Annotated in this window: 27 protein-coding genes; 2 read left to right on the plus strand and 25 right to left on the minus strand. The window is 46.1% G+C overall.

Annotated features, from left to right (window positions below):
• Positions 1 to 452: 452 nt before the first annotated feature.
• Positions 453 to 1,310 carry an HAD family hydrolase gene (locus BLV22_RS14120; protein WP_091616680.1) on the plus strand — a complete coding sequence of 286 codons (858 nt, stop codon included), beginning with the start codon at positions 453 to 455 and terminating at the stop codon, positions 1,308 to 1,310.
• Positions 1,311 to 1,358: 48 nt separating this feature from the next.
• Here the strand turns inward: BLV22_RS14120 and BLV22_RS14125 are convergent, their stop codons facing one another.
• Positions 1,359 to 2,411, minus strand: a complete 1,053-nt coding sequence (locus BLV22_RS14125; RefSeq protein WP_091616682.1) for a P-loop NTPase — start codon at positions 2,409 to 2,411, stop codon at positions 1,359 to 1,361.
• Between the two features lie 417 nt (positions 2,412 to 2,828).
• Here BLV22_RS14125 and BLV22_RS14130 point away from each other — a divergent pair, with 417 nt between their 5' ends.
• Positions 2,829 to 3,398 carry a YdeI/OmpD-associated family protein gene (locus BLV22_RS14130; RefSeq protein WP_091616684.1) on the plus strand — a complete coding sequence of 190 codons (570 nt, stop codon included), beginning with the start codon at positions 2,829 to 2,831 and terminating at the stop codon, positions 3,396 to 3,398.
• 269 nt (positions 3,399 to 3,667) lie between these two features.
• Here the strand turns inward: BLV22_RS14130 and rpsI are convergent, their stop codons facing one another.
• From rpsI to rplN, 24 genes are all read right to left on the minus strand, one after another.
• A complete protein-coding gene (rpsI, locus tag BLV22_RS14135) occupies positions 3,668 to 4,060 on the minus strand; it encodes a 30S ribosomal protein S9 (RefSeq protein ID WP_091616686.1) in 393 nt (130 codons plus the stop codon).
• A gap of 20 nt (positions 4,061 to 4,080) precedes the next feature.
• Positions 4,081 to 4,518, minus strand: coding sequence for a 50S ribosomal protein L13 (gene rplM, locus BLV22_RS14140; protein ID WP_091616688.1), 438 nt, complete (start codon positions 4,516 to 4,518; stop codon positions 4,081 to 4,083).
• 242 nt (positions 4,519 to 4,760) lie between these two features.
• Complete coding sequence (truA, locus tag BLV22_RS14145; protein WP_091616690.1) at positions 4,761 to 5,498, minus strand: tRNA pseudouridine(38-40) synthase TruA; 738 nt, start codon at positions 5,496 to 5,498, stop codon at positions 4,761 to 4,763.
• Between the two features lie 19 nt (positions 5,499 to 5,517).
• Complete coding sequence (locus BLV22_RS14150; protein WP_091616692.1) at positions 5,518 to 6,315, minus strand: energy-coupling factor transporter transmembrane component T family protein; 798 nt, start codon at positions 6,313 to 6,315, stop codon at positions 5,518 to 5,520.
• Positions 6,308 to 7,183: an energy-coupling factor transporter ATPase gene (locus BLV22_RS14155; protein ID WP_091616694.1), complete on the minus strand. Its 876-nt coding sequence runs from the start codon at positions 7,181 to 7,183 to the stop codon at positions 6,308 to 6,310. The genes BLV22_RS14150 and BLV22_RS14155 overlap by 8 nt, the downstream gene beginning before the upstream one ends.
• Before the next feature lie 4 nt (positions 7,184 to 7,187).
• Complete coding sequence (locus BLV22_RS14160) at positions 7,188 to 7,991, minus strand: energy-coupling factor transporter ATPase (RefSeq protein WP_176967793.1); 804 nt, start codon at positions 7,989 to 7,991, stop codon at positions 7,188 to 7,190.
• 137 nt (positions 7,992 to 8,128) lie between these two features.
• A complete protein-coding gene (gene rplQ / locus BLV22_RS14165; RefSeq protein ID WP_022794495.1) occupies positions 8,129 to 8,488 on the minus strand; it encodes a 50S ribosomal protein L17 in 360 nt (119 codons plus the stop codon).
• A 36-nt stretch (positions 8,489 to 8,524) separates the two neighbouring features.
• On the minus strand, positions 8,525 to 9,469 hold the full coding sequence (locus tag BLV22_RS14170) for a DNA-directed RNA polymerase subunit alpha (protein WP_022794494.1): 945 nt from the start codon (positions 9,467 to 9,469) through the stop codon (positions 8,525 to 8,527).
• Positions 9,470 to 9,600: 131 nt separating this feature from the next.
• Positions 9,601 to 9,996: a 30S ribosomal protein S11 gene (gene rpsK, locus BLV22_RS14175; protein WP_022794492.1), complete on the minus strand. Its 396-nt coding sequence runs from the start codon at positions 9,994 to 9,996 to the stop codon at positions 9,601 to 9,603.
• A 26-nt stretch (positions 9,997 to 10,022) separates the two neighbouring features.
• Positions 10,023 to 10,391 carry a 30S ribosomal protein S13 gene (rpsM, locus tag BLV22_RS14180; RefSeq protein WP_022794491.1) on the minus strand — a complete coding sequence of 123 codons (369 nt, stop codon included), beginning with the start codon at positions 10,389 to 10,391 and terminating at the stop codon, positions 10,023 to 10,025.
• Positions 10,392 to 10,409: 18 nt separating this feature from the next.
• The gene (rpmJ, locus tag BLV22_RS14185) at positions 10,410 to 10,523 is read right to left on the minus strand and encodes a 50S ribosomal protein L36 (protein ID WP_084687350.1); all 114 of its coding nucleotides are present in this window, start codon (positions 10,521 to 10,523) and stop codon (positions 10,410 to 10,412) included.
• Positions 10,524 to 10,593: 70 nt separating this feature from the next.
• Positions 10,594 to 10,812 carry a translation initiation factor IF-1 gene (gene infA / locus BLV22_RS14190; protein WP_022794490.1) on the minus strand — a complete coding sequence of 73 codons (219 nt, stop codon included), beginning with the start codon at positions 10,810 to 10,812 and terminating at the stop codon, positions 10,594 to 10,596.
• 3 nt (positions 10,813 to 10,815) lie between these two features.
• Positions 10,816 to 11,124, minus strand: a complete 309-nt coding sequence (locus tag BLV22_RS14195; RefSeq protein ID WP_022794489.1) for a KOW domain-containing RNA-binding protein — start codon at positions 11,122 to 11,124, stop codon at positions 10,816 to 10,818.
• 251 nt (positions 11,125 to 11,375) lie between these two features.
• Positions 11,376 to 12,029, minus strand: coding sequence for an adenylate kinase (locus BLV22_RS14200; protein ID WP_091616697.1), 654 nt, complete (start codon positions 12,027 to 12,029; stop codon positions 11,376 to 11,378).
• Positions 12,030 to 12,099: 70 nt separating this feature from the next.
• Positions 12,100 to 13,392: a preprotein translocase subunit SecY gene (gene secY / locus BLV22_RS14205; protein ID WP_091616699.1), complete on the minus strand. Its 1,293-nt coding sequence runs from the start codon at positions 13,390 to 13,392 to the stop codon at positions 12,100 to 12,102.
• Positions 13,392 to 13,832, minus strand: coding sequence for a 50S ribosomal protein L15 (gene rplO, locus BLV22_RS14210; protein ID WP_091616701.1), 441 nt, complete (start codon positions 13,830 to 13,832; stop codon positions 13,392 to 13,394). Before rplO ends, secY begins: the two co-directional genes overlap by 1 nt.
• A 35-nt stretch (positions 13,833 to 13,867) precedes the next feature.
• Positions 13,868 to 14,053, minus strand: coding sequence for a 50S ribosomal protein L30 (rpmD, locus tag BLV22_RS14215; RefSeq protein WP_091616703.1), 186 nt, complete (start codon positions 14,051 to 14,053; stop codon positions 13,868 to 13,870).
• Between the two features lie 13 nt (positions 14,054 to 14,066).
• The gene (rpsE, locus tag BLV22_RS14220; RefSeq protein WP_022794484.1) at positions 14,067 to 14,567 is read right to left on the minus strand and encodes a 30S ribosomal protein S5; all 501 of its coding nucleotides are present in this window, start codon (positions 14,565 to 14,567) and stop codon (positions 14,067 to 14,069) included.
• Positions 14,568 to 14,587: 20 nt separating this feature from the next.
• Positions 14,588 to 14,947, minus strand: coding sequence for a 50S ribosomal protein L18 (rplR, locus tag BLV22_RS14225; protein WP_091616705.1), 360 nt, complete (start codon positions 14,945 to 14,947; stop codon positions 14,588 to 14,590).
• Between the two features lie 45 nt (positions 14,948 to 14,992).
• Complete coding sequence (gene rplF, locus BLV22_RS14230) at positions 14,993 to 15,529, minus strand: 50S ribosomal protein L6 (RefSeq protein ID WP_091616707.1); 537 nt, start codon at positions 15,527 to 15,529, stop codon at positions 14,993 to 14,995.
• Between the two features lie 32 nt (positions 15,530 to 15,561).
• Positions 15,562 to 15,960 carry a 30S ribosomal protein S8 gene (gene rpsH, locus BLV22_RS14235; RefSeq protein WP_022794481.1) on the minus strand — a complete coding sequence of 133 codons (399 nt, stop codon included), beginning with the start codon at positions 15,958 to 15,960 and terminating at the stop codon, positions 15,562 to 15,564.
• 64 nt (positions 15,961 to 16,024) lie between these two features.
• Positions 16,025 to 16,564, minus strand: a complete 540-nt coding sequence (rplE, locus tag BLV22_RS14240) for a 50S ribosomal protein L5 (RefSeq protein WP_022794480.1) — start codon at positions 16,562 to 16,564, stop codon at positions 16,025 to 16,027.
• A gap of 31 nt (positions 16,565 to 16,595) precedes the next feature.
• Complete coding sequence (rplX, locus tag BLV22_RS14245; protein WP_079475115.1) at positions 16,596 to 16,919, minus strand: 50S ribosomal protein L24; 324 nt, start codon at positions 16,917 to 16,919, stop codon at positions 16,596 to 16,598.
• Between the two features lie 47 nt (positions 16,920 to 16,966).
• Complete coding sequence (gene rplN / locus BLV22_RS14250; RefSeq protein ID WP_022794478.1) at positions 16,967 to 17,335, minus strand: 50S ribosomal protein L14; 369 nt, start codon at positions 17,333 to 17,335, stop codon at positions 16,967 to 16,969.
• Position 17,336 lies beyond the last annotated feature (1 nt).

Raw genomic sequence — 17,336 nt, forward strand, 5'->3', positions numbered from 1 at the left:
GCACGCCGCCAGCGTTCGTCCTGAGCCAGGATCAAACTCTCCGTAAAAAGTTTGATGCTGTGGCATCAGTGATGCCCTAAATAAATGGTTCTTTTCTTTGGGGCTCTGGCTTGTCTTTCCTTTTCAAAGAACGATCTGCCGCTCAAAGCGACAATTACTATCATACCAAGTAGGTAAATGAAAGTCAACAACTTTTTATGAAATTTATTATTTCCTTTTGCTGTTTTTTCGCCTCTCTCGGAAGCGCATGTATAAATATATCACCGTGGCTCTAAGCGGTCAACAACTTTTTATAATTTCTTTTAAAAAAATGCAGAAATAAATTAACGCATAATTAGCTATTGCTCCCATAGGCCTTCTTATAGGCCTTTCCTTTTCATTCTGATTACTAACTGCTTCGGATTTTATGCTATTCTAGTGGTATCTAATGGAAGAAAGGAGAGAATTGACCGTTGGCCGATATCCACTGGAGTGATAAAGAATTATTGATTTTTGATCTGGATGGTACTCTATATGAGGATACTGAACACTTTGATTATTATGCTGAACGGCTGGCTGCTTTTATTGCAGAAAAAAACCGGCCTGCATTTTTCTCTGAGTACGAAGCTGTTCAAAACGGTGAACGTGATCTGCAGATAGGTACAGCATACGATGCAGAGAACGACTGGATTCTCTATCTCGACCCGGTCACCGCCCAGCCAGTAAGAGTTGTCAATTGGAGCGGGAGAGAAATAGAACCTTCTGTCTGGGCCGGAGAGTATAAGAACCTTTCTTTTGACTTTGACAAAAAAATAGCTATCGGGGATGGGTGGTGGACTCCACATGCTACTGCCAGACATTTCGGAGTTTCAAAAGAAGAAGCCTACGCCGCTTACGTTGAAACAAAAACATATATGTCGTCTGAAGCTTTTCAGCTTTCCCAGACCCCTTCGCTTCGGTCCGGCCTGCAATGGCTTCAATCTAATGGAAAGCAGATGGTATTAGTCACCAATAGCGACAATGAAGATGCAGAGTCCATTTTACAGCAATTAAACCTTCATGATCTGCTTCCTCCCTACACCAGAATTACTTCCGCCAACAAACCGGCTGAAACGAAAGATCATTACGAACAATTATTGGAGGAGTACCGGGTGAACCCTCAGGCAACGATGGTCATCGGGGATAACTTAATGAATGATGTGATGCCCGGCGTGCTCCTTGGGATTGAAGGTATTCATATAGGCCCTTTAACTGATTCTCCTTCTAAATATATTTATACTGTCCCGTCTTTGCAGCAGCCGATGGAAGAGCTTATTCAATACAATAAATAGCAAGAAGCCGCCCGCAGATATCTGCAGGCGGCTTCTGTTTATTGGATTTTATTCAGTTGGCACTTTGTTCATAATAGTTTTTGCCAATTCATCATAAAGCTCACCGATCGGGTGTTCCGGCTGATAAACAGATGGAGCGAACACGCTGTCATCTTCAAGCGGCTGACCCAACGGAATGCGGCTGAGAATGCCAACCTTTAACTCGTCAGCCAGACGGTCTGCTCCGCCCTCACCGAAGACATATTCTTTCTCACCGCTGCGGCTTTCATAATAAGCCATGTTTTCAATAATCCCCAATACACGGTGATTGGTTTTAATCGCCATTGCTCCGGCACGGGCTGCTACAAATGCCGCCGTCGGATGCGGCGTAGTGACGATAATTTCCTGACTTTCCGGCAGGGTAGTGTGAACATCGAGTGCCACGTCCCCTGTTCCCGGCGGAAGATCCAACAGCAGATAATCAAGGTCTCCCCACTCCACTTCATTAAAGAAGTTATTCAGCATCTTCCCGAGCATCGGGCCTCTCCAGACTACCGGAGCGTTATCCTCAACGAAGAATCCCATCGAAATGACTTTAACGCCGAAACGCTCTACCGGATAGATCCGCTCATCCTGTACCTTCGGCCGTTCTTCAATGCCCATCATATCCGGCACGCTGAAGCCGTAAATGTCTGCGTCAATAATACCTACTTTTTTTCCGGCACGGGCCAGCGCCACAGCTGTATTCACTGTAACTGTAGATTTACCAACTCCGCCTTTACCGCTTGCAATGGTAATAAACTGAGTCTTGTTATTCTCGGATAAAATCTTCGGTCCTTCTTCCCCTTTTAACCCTCCGGCTTTTTCTACTTCTTCGGGTTCAAGAGTCTCAAAGCGGAGCCCTACTGAGTCGGCACCGGCCTCTTTGATCGTATCCACTACCTGCTGCTGCATCTGCATCTGTTCAGGAGTACCAGTCTTGGCCAATGCTATTTTCAAACGCACTTTGCTGTCATCTTTCACACTGATACTGCGGATACCGCCGGTTTCAACAATCGGCTTGCCCAGATCAGGATCTTCTATGGACTGAAGCGCTTCGCGCACCTGTTCTTCTGTAATCACATTGCACACCTTCCTTCTCTAGACTATAGCTGTAACTATTGGAAACATTCCTTATCTAGCATACCGTTTTTAAGAAGCAGATTTCAAACGTTTACAACTAAAACCTGCCGTTTTTTCTCTACATACAAGCAAATAAGGTGAACAGGAGGTCGAAAAAATATACTTTCTTGCCAGTTCTTTATAGGTAAGTGTCCCGGGAGACCATACTTAAGTAGAAAAGGGGAGGGCACTCAGCTATACTATCACTTACAGCATCAAGTGACCGTCCTCTTAGAAACCAACGGTATACCTCTAAACGCCCGTTCAGCTTACTGTAAAAACGGCTATTAGTTGAATACAGCATTAATTTTCTTTTTGTTTCCAGCTCATATCTGTAATGTTATCTTCAGTACTAAATACAGAAAGGATATGTTCAAAATGGAAATTGAAAATCTAATTACAGCTAAGACAAGACAGGAATTAAGAAAGTGGCTCGAGGAGAACTCAAATACAGAAAAATATTGTTGGGTTTTAATAAGTATGACCGAAAAACCAGGTGTCGTTCAGTATCTGGATGTAGTTGAGGAAGCATTATGTTTTGGCTGGATTGATGGCATAAGTAAAAAATTGTCAGATACTGAGCTGGCTCAAAGGCTTTCCCCACGAAAGAAAAAAAGTAATTGGACAGAATTAAACAAAGAAAGGGTTCGAAGATTAGAAAAGTTAGGTTTGATGAAAGAAGAGGGATTGAAAGCCCTCCCTGATATGAGGCCTGAATCTTTTACCATTGATAAAGATATTGAACTGCGCCTAACAGAAGATTATCAATTGTATCAGAATTTCATTAATTTCCCAGACCTATATAAAAGAGTTCGAATTGATACAATACAAAGCTATAGAAATGAACCTGATATTTTTAATAAAAGATTGGAAAAATTCATTGAAAATACACGAAAAAATAAAATGTATGGTCAATGGAATGACAAAGGCCGTTTAAGCAACTATTGAGAAAAGGAAATATTAATGGAATTTAGAACGTTTACTAATCAACATTTACGCTAAAGCCGCCTTAAAGCAATTATAAATTTAGAATATGCAGAAAAATAATTCACACTTATAAATATTTCTATAAAATAAAATTATTGCTTAAAATTAATATAAAAAAAAGCACCAGCCATGTGATATGCTGATGCTTTAAATTCTTCATAATATTGATTATTGATTTGATCCAACTTGCACCAAAAACCTTTGTGAAAGTTGGTGTACCAATAATTTTATTAACGCTTCGAGAACTGTGGCGCACGACGTGCTGATTTGAGACCGTATTTTTTACGCTCTTTCATACGTGCATCACGAGTCAGGTAGCCTTCAGATTTCAGTGTAGGACGGAAATCCGGGTCTACTTTCAAGAGAGCACGCGCTACTCCGTGACGAATAGCACCAGCCTGGCCGGTGAAACCGCCGCCTCTTACAGTTACTTTAATGTCATAAGAACCTTCCGTGCCTGTAGCAGCTAGTGGCTGCTTTACAACAAGCTTCAATGTTTCAAGGTTGAAATACTCGTCGAGTTCACGGTCGTTTACAGTGATTTTTCCATCGCCTGGCTCAAGAAAAACTCTAGCCGATGAGTTTTTCCGGCGTCCAGTACCGTAATATTGTACTTGTGCCAAATGTAGTCCCTCCTTTTATTTTAACCGCGCAGCTGCAGTTCTTCTGGTTGTTGTGCGTGGTGCTTGTGCTCTGGGCCTTCGTATACGAATAACTTCTTGCCTTGTTCACGGCCAAGAGTGTTTTTTGGAAGCATGCCTTTAATAGCGATTTCGAGCATTTTTTCTGGTTTCTCGCGGCGCATGTCGTCTGCGCGTGTAGATCTCAGGCCACCCGGATAACCGCTGTGGCGGTGATAATACTTTTGAGAAAGTTTTTTCCCGGTCAGTTGGATTTTTTCTGCATTAACAATAATCACGTTATCCCCAACGTCAATATGCGGGGTGTATTGTGGCTTTGTTTTACCGCGAAGGATTGCAGCGACTTCACTGGCAAGACGTCCGAGTGTCTGGCCTTGTGCGTCTACTACGTACCATTTGCGTTTTACGTCGCCTGGCTTAGCCATGTATGTCGTACGCATAGTTGTTTCCCTCCTAAATCAATTCTCTGCCGATTATATCATCGATCACTTGTCTTATTTACGCTCATCATTCCGTATCCCGGGGCAGTGGGACGTGAAATGCCAAATAACATCGTATAATAATAGGGGCCAAATGTCAATGTTAAAACACCAGGAAACGTTGTTTTTTTATAATCAATTTTCTCCGAAGGCGGGTACGCATTCAGCTGACCTTAAAGGCTGTTAACGCACGGCTTTTACTGTCAGTAATTCACCTTCCAAAGGTACAGCCCGTGGCCGGGAGCTGTGTTGCCTGCAGCTGCACGCTCTTTCGCTTCAATAATGGCTTTCATTTCTTCAGGGGAACGGTTCCCCTTCCCTATTTCCAGAAGCGTTCCTACAGCAATACGAATCATATTATACAAAAACCCTGAGCCGCGGAACGTAAACCACAGCTCTTCCCCATCGAGCGTAGCATCTGCTTTATATACCGTGCGGGTTTTTTCCTTCACGTCGGTGTTGGCAGCGCAAAAGGAAGAAAAGTCGTGTTCCCCTTCGATGTAACGGACTGCCTTCTGCACAGCTTCAACGTCCGTAGGATATGGATAATAAAAAGCATGGTTCCGCCGGAATACGTCCCGTTCCTTACGCAGCAGCACACAGTACCGGTACTCTTTTTCCACCGCATCAAAACGTGCGTGGAAATCTTCATCGGCATACGCGGATTGCCAGACGTGTATGTCCTTTGGCAGAAAGGATTCGAGCGCCTTTCCCCATTTGTGCTCCGGCAGCTGCAGCGGGGAATCAAAATGAAAAACCTGGCCTTTTGCATGCACGCCGGAATCTGTCCTCCCCGAAGCATGAATCGGCACGTGAACCCCTTTATGCATCTTCTGGAGCGCTTCCTCGATTTCTCTCTGAACGGTCCGGCGTCCCGGCTGCACCTGCCAGCCTTCAAAAAACGTACCATCATACGCCACTGTTGCTTTCACTCTCGGCATCAGACTCTCCTCCTTTCGTTTACTGGCGTAAAAACAATAAAACAACTCCAAACGCCGCGATCAGAACACAGCATAAAGTATCTCTCCAGCCCCACACGAGCAGACGAAGTTTTGTGCGTCCTTCTCCTCCGTTATAGCCGCGGGCCTCCATAGCATAGGCCAAATCTTCCGCCCGGCGGAAGGCACGTACAAATAACGGCACCAGGAGGGATACAAACGCCTGCATCCTGTCCCGCATAGAACCTTTGTTAAAATCAGCGCCGCGGGCCGTCTGGGCTTTAATAATTTTTTCTGTTTCCTGCAGCAGGGTAGGAATAAACCGGATCGCAATCGACATCATCATCGCCACGTCGTAGGCGGGAAACTTAAAGCGCTCGAGCGGGGAAAACATTTGCTCCAATGCGTCTGTAAGGTCAATCGGACTCGTTGTCAGCGTTAAGAGCGATGTAAAGTATACGAGCAGAAGCAAACGAAGAGAAATAAACAGCCCCTGTCGAATTCCTTCCTCATAAAACGAAAATACACCGACCGAAAAAAGGATATCGCCTTCTCTTGTAAAAAAAGCGTGCAGAAAAAACGTTAATATCACTAAAATAAATACCGGGAACATGCCTTTGCGGATATAACGAAACGGGACCCCGGAAAGAAAATAAACGGCTATCGCCGCCGCTCCGAAAAGCGCGTATCCGTTCCAGCTGTTCACGAGAAAAATTACGATGATTAAAAATAATACGGCCGCAATCTTTGCCCGGGGATCCATATGATGAAGAAAGGAGCGCCCTGGCAGGTACTGGCCGATTATGACATTTTCAAACATACGGCACATCTCCGTTCTGAACCGCGTGCTCCCAGTAGTCGGCAGCTTCTGCCGGAGAAAGCTTATAATGCGGGAAGCGGATGCCGCTGTCCCGTTCAATCTGTTGAAGCACCTGTACCTGCTCCGGGATATCCAAGTCCATTTCCTGCAGCTTTTCCCGCTGGGCATAAATGGCTTCCGGCTCTCCCTGCATTTTGATCTCTGCATCTTCCATCACATACATGTACTCAGCAAATGCGGCCGCCTCCTCCATTTGATGCGTTATCATAATCGTCGTCGGCTGATACGCACGCTGCCAGTTCATAAATAACTCCAGAATTTCTTTCTGCCCCTGGGGATCGAGCCCTGCGGTCGGTTCGTCCAGGATAAGAATCTCCGGGTTGGTGGCAAGCACCCCAGCTATTGCCACCCGCCGCATCTGCCCCCCGCTCAGCTCGAACGGCGAGCGCTCCAGCAGTGTTTCACTGAGTCCCACCTGCTGCAGCAATTCCGGAAGCTTCTTTTGTATCTCTGCTACATCCATTCCCTTGTTTTTCGGCCCAAATAATAAATCTTTTTCGACGGTTTCCTCGAACAGCTGGTGCTCGGGATACTGAAACACCATCCCTACATGACTCCGCACCGTTTTGACCATCTTTCGTTTTGTCCTGGCTTCCAGCCGGTGACCCCCTACCGTTACCACACCGGCGGAAGGCTTCAGCAGTCCGTTGATATGCTGTACAAGTGTCGATTTCCCGGAACCGGTACGCCCAATGACAGCCGTCACGGAAGAAGAGCGGAAGCAGGCATTTATGTTTTTGAGTGCCAATGTTTCAAACGGCGTTTTTTTCATATACACATGGCTTACGTTTTGAAAATTCACATCCATGCAGCTACTCTCCTTCAACCATGGTACGGAGCGTTCGTATATCGATCCTCCGCTTTTTTGCTTCCCGGTAAAGCTGATATTTATACGGAAGGGGCATTCCTTCTGCTTCCATCCACTCCAGCTGATCCGGAATGTTGGCCGTTGTTACATCTTTTTCGATTCGGCCTGCTTTCATGAACCAAATACGGTCGGACATGAAGGCTTCTTCGAGATAATGGGTAATCGATATGATGGTAAGGCCCGATTCACGGCACAGCCGGTTCATTGTTTCCAAAATTTCTTTTCTGCCATTCGGATCAAGCATTGAGGTGGATTCATCAAACACCATCACCTGCGGACGCAAGGCAAGAATTCCGGCTATCGCCGCCCGCTGTTTCTGGCCTCCGGACAGGCGGTGCGGCTCCATATGTAAAATGTGCTCGATGTTTACCCACCGGCTGACTTCATCAATACGTTCAAGCATCACTTCGCGTGGAACCCCGGCGTTTTCCATCCCAAAAGCAATGTCATCACGCACGGTCGGCGCCACAAACTGATGCTCTGGGTTTTGGAAAACCATGCCCACTTCCCGCCGGATCATTTGCAGAGAGTCTTCCTCTGTTGTTTTTTTACCCAGCACAAGAACGGACCCTCCGGTCGGCTGGGACAGGCCGTTAAAGAGACGGGAGAGTGTCGATTTCCCGGAACCGTTGGCTCCTATAATCGAAAGCCATTCCCCTTGGTGGATCTTTTTATTTAATCCTTTCAACACCTTTTCGTCGCTCTCCTCGTATTGATATTCAAGATCCCGTAGTTCGATAATCGCCATGCCCTCTCCCCTCCCTTTAATGTTCGATTTTTGCATAGAAAAAAAGCAAGACGCAGTCTTTACAGACATCGTCCTGCCTCTTTTACATGTAACCTTCATTTGCAAATGAAAGAAATGTATAAACGAGGGCTTCCCGTTTATACAAGTTCGATGATAGCCATTTCAGCAGCGTCCCCACGGCGCGGTCCGAGTTTCAGTACGCGCGTGTATCCGCCCTGGCGGTCTTCATAACGAGGACCGATTTCAGAGAACAGCTTCTGAACAGCATCCTGGCCTTCTTCATTAGCTGTTTCTTTGCGAACAAATGCAGCTGCCTGACGGCGGGCGTGCAAATCTCCACGTTTTCCGAGAGTAATAATTTTTTCTGCGATCGGCTGTACTTCCTTCGCTTTTGCATGAGTTGTCTCAATCCGGCCGTTAATAATAAGGTCGGTAGTCAAATCACGAAAGAGCGCTTTTCTTGCCGATGTGTCGCGTCCAAGCTTTGAGTATGGCATTACAATTCCCTCCTTTGGTCAAACAAATATTTATGATTAGTCCTCTTCGCGCAATCCGAGTCCGAGTTCACCGAGTTTTTCCTGAACTTCTTCCAGCGATTTGCGTCCGAGGTTGCGGACTTTCATCATATCTTCTTCTGACTTCTGCGTCAGTTCCTGCACAGTATTGATGCCTGCGCGTTTCAGGCAGTTATAAGAACGGACCGAAAGATCAAGTTCTTCAATTGTCATTTCAAGCACTTTTTCTTTCTGGTCTTCTTCTTTTTCCACCATAATTTCCGCATTCTGTGCCTGATCGGTCAGGCCGATAAAGATATTCAAGTGCTCATTCATGATTTTCGCACCAAGAGATACCGCCTCTTCAGGACGGATGCTTCCGTCTGTCCAGACATCCAACGTCAGCTTATCGTAGTTGGTAATCTGTCCGACGCGGGTATTTTCCACCTGGTAATTCACACGCTCTACCGGCGTATAAATAGAATCAATGGGAATGACACCGATTGGAAGGTCGTCGCTGTTGTTTCCTTCAGCCGGGACATAGCCGCGTCCGCGATGAGCGGTAAGGCGCATATGCAGGTTGGCGTTTTTTGATAAAGTAGCGATGTGAAGATCCGGATTCAGAATTTCCACGTCGCTGTCGTGCGTGATGTCCCGTGCAGATATTGTACCTTCTCCCTGCACATCCACTTCAAGCACTTTTTCATCATCAGAGTACACCTTCAAGGCGAGCTTTTTCAAATTCAAAATAATGGTCGTTACGTCTTCAAGTACGCCTTCAATCGTAGAAAACTCGTGAAGAACCCCATCGATTTGAACCGTAGAAACCGCTGCTCCCGGTAACGAGGATAAAAGAATACGACGCAGGGAATTCCCCAGGGTAGTACCGTAACCACGTTCCAATGGTTCAACAACAAATTTGCCAAACTTGGCATCTTCGCTCACTTCGACCGCTTCAATGTTAGGCTTTTCAATTTCGATCATTTGTTTGCGTACCCTCCTTCAAACGTCGTACATCCGGCAGCCGGTGCCGGAAAATAAGGAAAACAGGAAAGCGAGATGCAAAAGCACTCCTTCTAGCCTGTACCCTTTGCAATAGTCATGTTCGCTTTCAGTTATGCACGTGGACGTTTTGGCGGGCGGCACCCGTTATGAGGTACTGGGGTGACATCACGAATGACCGTAACTTCTACACCTGTTGCCTGAAGGGAACGAATTGCAGCTTCACGTCCAGCTCCTGGACCTTTCACTGTAACTTCTACGCTTTTCAATCCGTGTTCCATTGCAGCTTTTGTTGCTGTTTCTGCAGTCATTTGAGCTGCGAACGGAGTGGATTTACGGGAACCTTTGAAACCAAGCACTCCAGCGCTTGCCCATGCAAGTGTGTTTCCCTGGACGTCCGTAATGTTTACAATCGTGTTGTTAAACGTCGAGCGGATATGAGCCACACCCGACTCTATATTCTTGCGCTGACGGCGTTTACGTGGTGCGTTCGACTTTGCTTTTGCCATAATAGGTAACCTCCTTTATGAATAAATTATTTACGTTTGTTTGCTACTGTACGACGCGGACCTTTACGGGTACGGGAATTGTTCTTCGTGTTTTGTCCGCGAAGCGGCAGTCCACGACGATGACGGATTCCACGATAGCTTCCGATCTCCATCAAACGTTTGATGTCGAGGGAAGTTTCACGGCGAAGATCCCCTTCTACCGTATGGTTGTTATCAATAGCCGTACGGATACGGGCCAGCTCGTCTTCTGTTAAATCACGCACACGGGTGTTCTGGTCAACGTCAGCTTCGTTCAGAACCTGAACTGCAAGCGATTTGCCGATGCCGTATACGTAGGTGAGTGAAATAGCAATACGCTTATCACGCGGAATATCTACTCCTGCAACACGTGCCATGCGGGCACCTCCTTTTTATTATCCTTGTCTTTGTTTATGCTTCGGGTTCGAGCAAATTACCATTACCGAACCTTTACGGCGAATAACTTTACAATTGTCACAAATCTTTTTAACGGAAGCTCTTACTTTCATTTTCCATTTACCTCCTTCACTGCATGCATGCCATGCATTGGTAAGAGTGCTCAAGAATGAACTTGCGGGTCTATTTGTAGCGGTACGTAATACGTCCGCGGGAAAGATCGTACGGTGAAATTTCTACAGTTACTTTATCACCAGGAAGAATCCGGATAAAGTGCATACGGATCTTACCGGAAACATGCGCTAAAATTTTGTGTCCATTTTCAAGCTCAACACGAAACATAGCGTTTGGAAGAGGCTCAACCACCGTACCTTCCATTTCAATAACATCATCTTTAGCCATGAATTAATTCTCCTTTTCAAATAAGGCTTCTTGTTCAAAAAAGGTGTAAAGAGCGTGCCGGATTTTCGCGTTAGTCACTCGGCCGGTTTCTATTAAACTCGACTGTACTTCCGGCGAAATATACGAAAGCAATTCTACGTGGGACGTGTTTTTCTTCTTTCCCCGATCGAACTTTCGTCTTTCCCCGTCCGCCAGCATCAGAAACTTATCATCCAGCACATCAATTACTACCGCGTACTGACCAGCTTCGCGCCCCCGGGTCACTCGAACGATTTGTCCCAGATCGGGTCGCCTTGACTCCGAATCTTTCATGCATGCATCCTCTTTTCCTTAGGCTTCGTTAGGATTTAGCAACCTGAAACCGTAGTAAACGGCCTGGGTTGTCCAACCATCGGAGAGGGTGTATACGTGTTTGCTCTAGGCAAATTCAGTGTACCCCTAAAATGATGGTATTGCATCATGTTCCCGGATCGCATCCGATGGGCTCCACGTTATTTATGAAACGCTTCTGCCACATCGCACTTCCCGTATTATAACGAGTTTCCGACCCGTTTTACAAACAATCATGCACGAAGGTCTTTCAAGAGTGCTTCAATGTCATGAAATACTTTATCTATATCCTGATCTCCATCGATGTTACGGAGATATCCTTTTTCTTCATAGAAATCAATCAGCGGCTGCTGCTGTTCAATGTTTACTTCCAAACGGCGCTTAACCGTTTCCGGCTTATCATCCTCGCGCTGAACGAGTTCACTTCCGTCTACATCATCAATACCTTCCTGCTTCGGCGGATTGTAAATCACGTGGTACGTCCTGCCTGAAGAAGGTGAAACGCGACGGCCGGTCAGACGTTCTTCAAGTTTTTCTTTTGGAACATCGATGTTCAGTACGTAGTCGAGCTGCCTGCCCATATCTGACAGCATTTTTTCCAGTGCGCCGGCCTGTGCCGGAGTTCTAGGAAAACCATCGAGCAAAAATCCGTTTCGGCAGTCTTCTTTCTGCAAACGTTCTTCAACAATACCGTTTGTGACTTCGTCTGGAACTAAATCACCAGCATCCATGTAAGACTTTGCCTGTCTGCCAAGCTCGGTCTCTTCTTTAATGGCTGTGCGGAACATATCCCCAGTAGAAATGTGGGGAATATTGTATTCTTCACTAATTGTTGCAGCCTGCGTGCCTTTTCCAGCACCCGGCAGCCCCATCAATATCAGATTCACGCTATCTCCTCCAACGACTATTTTACCCGAAGGGAAGCGGCATAGGCGAGCTTCGTCTTCGAGGCCAATTCTATTTAATGAAACCGCGATAGTTCCGTTTAACTAACTGGCTTTCTACTTGCTTCATCGTTTCCAAAGCAACCCCTACAACGATTAGAAGGCCTGTGCCGCCAATTTGAATCGACTGTGGGAGACCCATCTGTGTGATGAAAAAGACTGGAATGATGGCAACCACTGTTAAAAACAGGGCTCCGACGAATGTAAGCCTGTAGAGCGTCCGCCGAATGTACTTTTCAGTGGCAAACCCTGGGCGTATGCCGGGAATATAGCCACCCTGCTTTTTCAGGTTCTCCGTCATTTGTTCGGGATTCACCTGAACAAAGGCATAAAAGTACGTAAACGCAATGATTAAAGCTGCATATACGACCATTCCTATAGGCTGCGTATAATCAAAGTTATTTACAATCCAGTTGGCAATCGCATTCTCTTCCCCAATAAAGCTGGCTGCTGTCGGCGGAAAAATAAATAACGCCAAAGCAAAAATTACCGGGATAACCCCTGCAGCGTTTACTTTTAGAGGAAGGTGCGTCGACTGGCCGCCAACCGGGCTCCGTCCAACAGTTCGTTTTGCGTATTGAATGGGAATTTTGCGCAGCGCCTGCTGTACAAAAATGACGCCCACAATAATAGCAAGAACTGCTACTGCCAGAAGCGCTATAGTGATAATGCCTATATATAACTCTCCGCCAGCATCCTGGATCTGCGTCGCATAAATTTGGTTGATTCCATTAGGAATACCCGCCGCAATACCGGCAAAGATCAGGATAGAGATACCGTTCCCCACACCTTTTGCAGTGATTTGCTCACCAAGCCACATTAAAAAAGCCGTGCCGGCTGTCATTATCAACGCAATAAATATATATTTTGCAGCATTTGGGTCCGGAATAAGCCCTGGAAAATAGTTGTTAAACCCAACAGACATTCCAAGTCCCTGAACAAACGCAAGAACAATAGTAAAATAACGGGTAAACTGATTCAGTTTCCGTCTTCCTGCTTCCCCCTGCTTTGCCCATTCCGAAAATTTAGGCACAACATCCATACGAAGCAATTGTACCACAATTGAAGCGGTAATGTATGGCATGACGCCCATCGCAAATATGGAATACTGCGACAGCGCCCCGCCTCCAAACGTGTTCAAAAAGCCAAATGCACTTGCTTCATCAGAGAAATTTAGCACCTGGCGGTTTGTTCCAGGCACCGGAATAAAACTTCCGATCCGAAATATAATCAACATGACTAAGGTGAACAACACCTTGTTCCGAATGTCACTCACACGAAACATGTTGATAATCGTGCGGAACATTAGACCACCTCGGTTTTTCCGCCTGCTGCCTCAATTGCTTGCACTGCTGAAGCAGAGAACTTGTTCGCGTGCACTTGAAGCTCTTTCTCCAACTCGCCGTTGCCTAAAATTTTCACGCCATCTTTGTATTTGCTGATTACGCCTTTTTCAAGCAACGCTTCTGGAGTTACTGTTGTACCATTGTCGAAGCTGTTGAGCGTTTCCACATTAACAATAGCGTACTCTTTACGATTAATATTCGTAAAGCCGCGTTTTGGCAAACGCTTGAAGATAGGGTTCTGCCCACCTTCAAAACCTGGACGTACACCACCGCCGGAACGGGCATTCTGCCCTTTTTGTCCGCGGCCGGAAGTTTTGCCGTTGCCGGAAGCCGGCCCGCGGCCTACACGGTTACGCTGTTTGTTTTTGCCTTTTGCAGGCTGAAGTTCGTGGAGTTTCATATTGCCACCTCCCTGTCATTTAGAAATGAGATTTATTAGTTCAGTTCTTTCACCGTCAGCAGGTGCGATACTTTGTTCACCATGCCGCGGATTGCAGGATTGTCTTCTTTTACTACCGTACGGTTGATTTTATGCAAACCAAGTGTACGGACTGTAACACGTTGTTCTTCCGGGCGCCCGATCATGCTGCGGGTAAGGGTGATTTCCAATTGTTTGGCCATTTGCTTTCCCCCCTTATCCTAACAATTCTTCGACGCTCTTACCACGCAATTTAGCTACTTCTTCAGCTGTTTTCAAAGAAGTTAATCCGTTGATAGTAGCGCGAACCATGTTAATAGGATTGTTGGAACCGAGAGATTTCGACAGAATGTCCTGTACGCCGCCAAGCTCTAGGATGGCACGTACCGGTCCTCCAGCGATTACTCCAGTACCTTCAGATGCAGGCTTCAATAGTACGTTGCCTGCGCCAAAGTGACCAGTGATTTCGTGTGGAATAGTTGTTCCTACGATCGGAATCTGCACAAGGTCCTTTTTAGCGTTTTCTACCGCTTTACGGATTGCTTCTGGTACTTCAATAGCTTTCCCCTGGCCAAAGCCGACATGGCCGTTACGGTCTCCAACTACTACGAGTGCTGCAAAGCGGAAGTTACGTCCACCTTTAACAACTTTTGCGACACGGTTGATGGTTACAACACGTTCTTCAAGTTCCAGTTTATTCGGATCAATACTTTGCATTCTTGTCCCTCCCTTACTTTTTAGAATTTTAGTCCGTTCTCGCGGGCTGCTTCAGCGAGTTCTTGAACACGGCCGTGATAAACAAATCCACCCCGGTCAAAAACGACTGTGTCATAGCCTTTTTCTGTAGCACGCTTGGCGAGAGTTTCCCCGATTTTGCGGGCTGCCTCTTTATTGCCGCCATTTTCGATTCCGGAATCTTTTTCCATTGTCGATGCTGCTGCCAGAGTTACTCCTGCTTCGTCGTCAATCAGCTGTGCATAGATATGCTTTGCAGAACGGAAAACGTTCAGACGAGGACGTTCTGGTGTGCCGCTGATTTTACGGCGGATACTCATATGGCGTTTCTTACGTTTTTCATAGCTTGTTGCGTGAGCCATCGTACAGTTCCTCCTTTCGTGCTTGTTGCGATGTTAATTAACCGATTATTTACCCGTTTTACCTTCTTTGCGGCGAACTTCTTCACCTTCGTAGCGGATTCCTTTACCTTTGTAAGGTTCAGGAAGACGTACAGAGCGAATGTTGGAAGCTACTGCACCAACGCGTTCTTTATCAATACCGCGGACGGTCACTTTCGTGTTAGAAGGTACTTCAATGTCGATTCCTTCCTCGGAAACGAATTCTACCGGGTGGGAGTAACCAACGTTTAACACTAACTTCTCGCCAGTCTTCTGCGCACGATAACCTACGCCGACGAGCTCGAGGTTCTTTTCGTATCCTTTTGTTACACCTTCTACCATGTTGTTTACAAGGCTTCGGGTCGTACCATGAAGCGAGCGGTACGTTTTATTGTCAGAAGGGCGTTCAAAAGTCACTTCCGATTCTCCAATATTCACAGTAATAACCGGGTGAAGCTCACGGCTTAATTCACCTTTTGGTCCTTTAACTGTAACTGTATTTCCTTCTTTAGCGATTGTTACGCCTTCTGGAATTTCGATTGGTTTCAGGCCAATACGAGACATATTGCACACCTCCGTTCTTTATAACGATTTTATTACCAAACGTATGCGAGTACTTCGCCGCCAACGTTTTGTTTTCTTGCTTCTTTATCAGACATAACACCTTTAGATGTAGAAATTACTGCGATACCAAGTCCGCCCAGCACTTTAGGAACCTCGTTGGATCCTGCATAAACACGGAGACCTGGTTTACTGATACGTTTGATACCGGAAATAACTTTTTTGTTTTCCGTACCTGCTTTTAAGAATAAGCGGATCATTCCCTGTTTTTTATCATCGACATATTCAACGTCGCGGATGAAACCTTCCAGCTTGAGGATTTCAGCGATTTCTTTTTTTAGGTTCGATGCAGGAAATTCTACTTTCTCGTGGTTCACCATGTTTGCGTTGCGGATACGAGTAAGCATATCAGCAATCGGATCTGTCATGACCATTTGAATACCTCCCTCCCAGTTACGGGGTCGTGCGCCGGCAGGTGCCGGCGTTTACGTGAATAATTTATTTTTGAAATGGCATGCCCATTTGATCGAGCAGCTCGTAAGATTCTTCATCAGTGGAAGCAGTAGTAACGATAACGATATCCATTCCACGTACTTTTTCTACCTGATCGTAGGAAATTTCCGGGAAGATCAATTGTTCACGCACACCGAGTGTGTAGTTGCCACGGCCGTCAAATGCTTTGTTTGACACCCCGCGGAAGTCACGGACACGTGGAAGCGTGACGTGGATTAATTTCTCCAGGAAGTCATACATACGTGCTCCGCGCAAAGTTACCTTTGCACCGATTGGCATACCTTCACGAAGTTTAAATCCTGCAATAGAACGTTTTGCTTTTGTAATCAAAGGCTTCTGCCCGCTGATTGCTTCCAGCTCTTCTACTGCTTTATCCAATGAGCGAGGGTTTTGTACTGCTTCCCCGACACCCATGTTAATAACAATTTTATCAACCTTCGGTACTCCCATTACGGAAGAGTAGTCGAATTTCTCGTGCAGACTCGGTACGATTGATGTTTGATACTTTTCTTTTAAAGCGTTCATTCGTGTGACCTCCTCTCGTCCTTTGTCTTACTTAGTTCAGGGCTTCACCTGATTTTTTGGCGACACGTACTTTTTTGCCGTTCTCCACCTTGTGACCAACACGTGTTGGTTCGCCAGATTTCGGATCAAGCGGCATAACGTTTGATACGTGAATGGCAGCTTCTTGGTTTAAGATACCGCCTTGTGGGTTTTCCTGGGAAGGCTTCGCATGTTTTTTCACGATGTTAACACCTTCGACGATTACACGTTCCTGTGCAGGCATTGCTTTAAGGATAACGCCTTCTTTGCCTTTATCCTTGCCGCTGATTACTTTTACTTTTTCACCCTGTTTAACATGAAGCTTATTTTGGGCCATTTTCGCACCTCCTTAACGGGACATCATGACTTCGCATGATATTTGTATTACAGAACTTCCGGTGCAAGGGAGATAATTTTCATATACTGCTCATCACGAAGCTCTCTTGCTACTGGGCCAAAGATACGTGTTCCACGTGGTCCTTTGTCCGTACGTACGATTACAGCTGCGTTTTCGTCAAAGCGAATGTAAGAACCGTCTGGACGGCGGACGCCGCTGCGGGAACGTACAATAACTGCCTGGACAATCTCGCCCTTTTTGACAACGCCCCCTGGTGTTGCTTGTTTGACAGTGCATGTAATCATATCACCGATGTTAGCAGTTTTACGGCCGGAACCGCCTAAAACTTTTATACACTGTACTTCGCGGGCACCAGAGTTATCCGCTACTCTTAAGCGTGATTCTTGTTGGATCATA

It is taken from the genome of Marinococcus luteus (genome assembly GCF_900106595.1).
GTDB classification, from domain to species: domain Bacteria; phylum Bacillota; class Bacilli; order Bacillales; family Marinococcaceae; genus Marinococcus; species Marinococcus luteus.

Bases quoted from the DNA above. Each gene is read 5' to 3' on its own strand.
- BLV22_RS14130 (WP_091616684.1), top strand. From the start codon at position 2,829: ATGGAAATTGAAAATCTAATTACAGCTAAGACAAGACAGGAATTAAGA.
- rplM (WP_091616688.1), bottom strand. From the start codon at position 4,518: ATGCGTACGACATACATGGCTAAGCCAGGCGACGTAAAACGCAAATGG.
- truA (WP_091616690.1), bottom strand. From the start codon at position 5,498: ATGCCGAGAGTGAAAGCAACAGTGGCGTATGATGGTACGTTTTTTGAA.
- BLV22_RS14150 (WP_091616692.1), bottom strand. From the start codon at position 6,315: ATGTTTGAAAATGTCATAATCGGCCAGTACCTGCCAGGGCGCTCCTTT.
- BLV22_RS14155 (WP_091616694.1), bottom strand. From the start codon at position 7,183: ATGGATGTGAATTTTCAAAACGTAAGCCATGTGTATATGAAAAAAACG.
- BLV22_RS14160 (WP_176967793.1), bottom strand. From the start codon at position 7,991: ATGGCGATTATCGAACTACGGGATCTTGAATATCAATACGAGGAGAGC.
- rplQ (WP_022794495.1), bottom strand. From the start codon at position 8,488: ATGCCATACTCAAAGCTTGGACGCGACACATCGGCAAGAAAAGCGCTC.
- BLV22_RS14170 (WP_022794494.1), bottom strand. From the start codon at position 9,469: ATGATCGAAATTGAAAAGCCTAACATTGAAGCGGTCGAAGTGAGCGAA.
- rpsK (WP_022794492.1), bottom strand. From the start codon at position 9,996: ATGGCAAAAGCAAAGTCGAACGCACCACGTAAACGCCGTCAGCGCAAG.
- rpsM (WP_022794491.1), bottom strand. From the start codon at position 10,391: ATGGCACGTGTTGCAGGAGTAGATATTCCGCGTGATAAGCGTATTGCT.
- rpmJ (WP_084687350.1), bottom strand. From the start codon at position 10,523: ATGAAAGTAAGAGCTTCCGTTAAAAAGATTTGTGACAATTGTAAAGTT.
- infA (WP_022794490.1), bottom strand. From the start codon at position 10,812: ATGGCTAAAGATGATGTTATTGAAATGGAAGGTACGGTGGTTGAGCCT.
- BLV22_RS14195 (WP_022794489.1), bottom strand. From the start codon at position 11,124: ATGAAAGATTCGGAGTCAAGGCGACCCGATCTGGGACAAATCGTTCGA.
- secY (WP_091616699.1), bottom strand. From the start codon at position 13,392: ATGTTCCGCACGATTATCAACATGTTTCGTGTGAGTGACATTCGGAAC.
- rplO (WP_091616701.1), bottom strand. From the start codon at position 13,832: ATGAAACTCCACGAACTTCAGCCTGCAAAAGGCAAAAACAAACAGCGT.
- rpmD (WP_091616703.1), bottom strand. From the start codon at position 14,053: ATGGCCAAACAATTGGAAATCACCCTTACCCGCAGCATGATCGGGCGC.
- rpsE (WP_022794484.1), bottom strand. From the start codon at position 14,567: ATGCAAAGTATTGATCCGAATAAACTGGAACTTGAAGAACGTGTTGTA.
- rplR (WP_091616705.1), bottom strand. From the start codon at position 14,947: ATGGCTCACGCAACAAGCTATGAAAAACGTAAGAAACGCCATATGAGT.
- rplF (WP_091616707.1), bottom strand. From the start codon at position 15,529: ATGTCTCGTATTGGCCTGAAACCAATCGAAATTCCAGAAGGCGTAACA.
- rpsH (WP_022794481.1), bottom strand. From the start codon at position 15,960: ATGGTCATGACAGATCCGATTGCTGATATGCTTACTCGTATCCGCAAC.
- rplE (WP_022794480.1), bottom strand. From the start codon at position 16,564: ATGAACGCTTTAAAAGAAAAGTATCAAACATCAATCGTACCGAGTCTG.
- rplX (WP_079475115.1), bottom strand. From the start codon at position 16,919: ATGGCCCAAAATAAGCTTCATGTTAAACAGGGTGAAAAAGTAAAAGTA.
- rplN (WP_022794478.1), bottom strand. From the start codon at position 17,335: ATGATCCAACAAGAATCACGCTTAAGAGTAGCGGATAACTCTGGTGCC.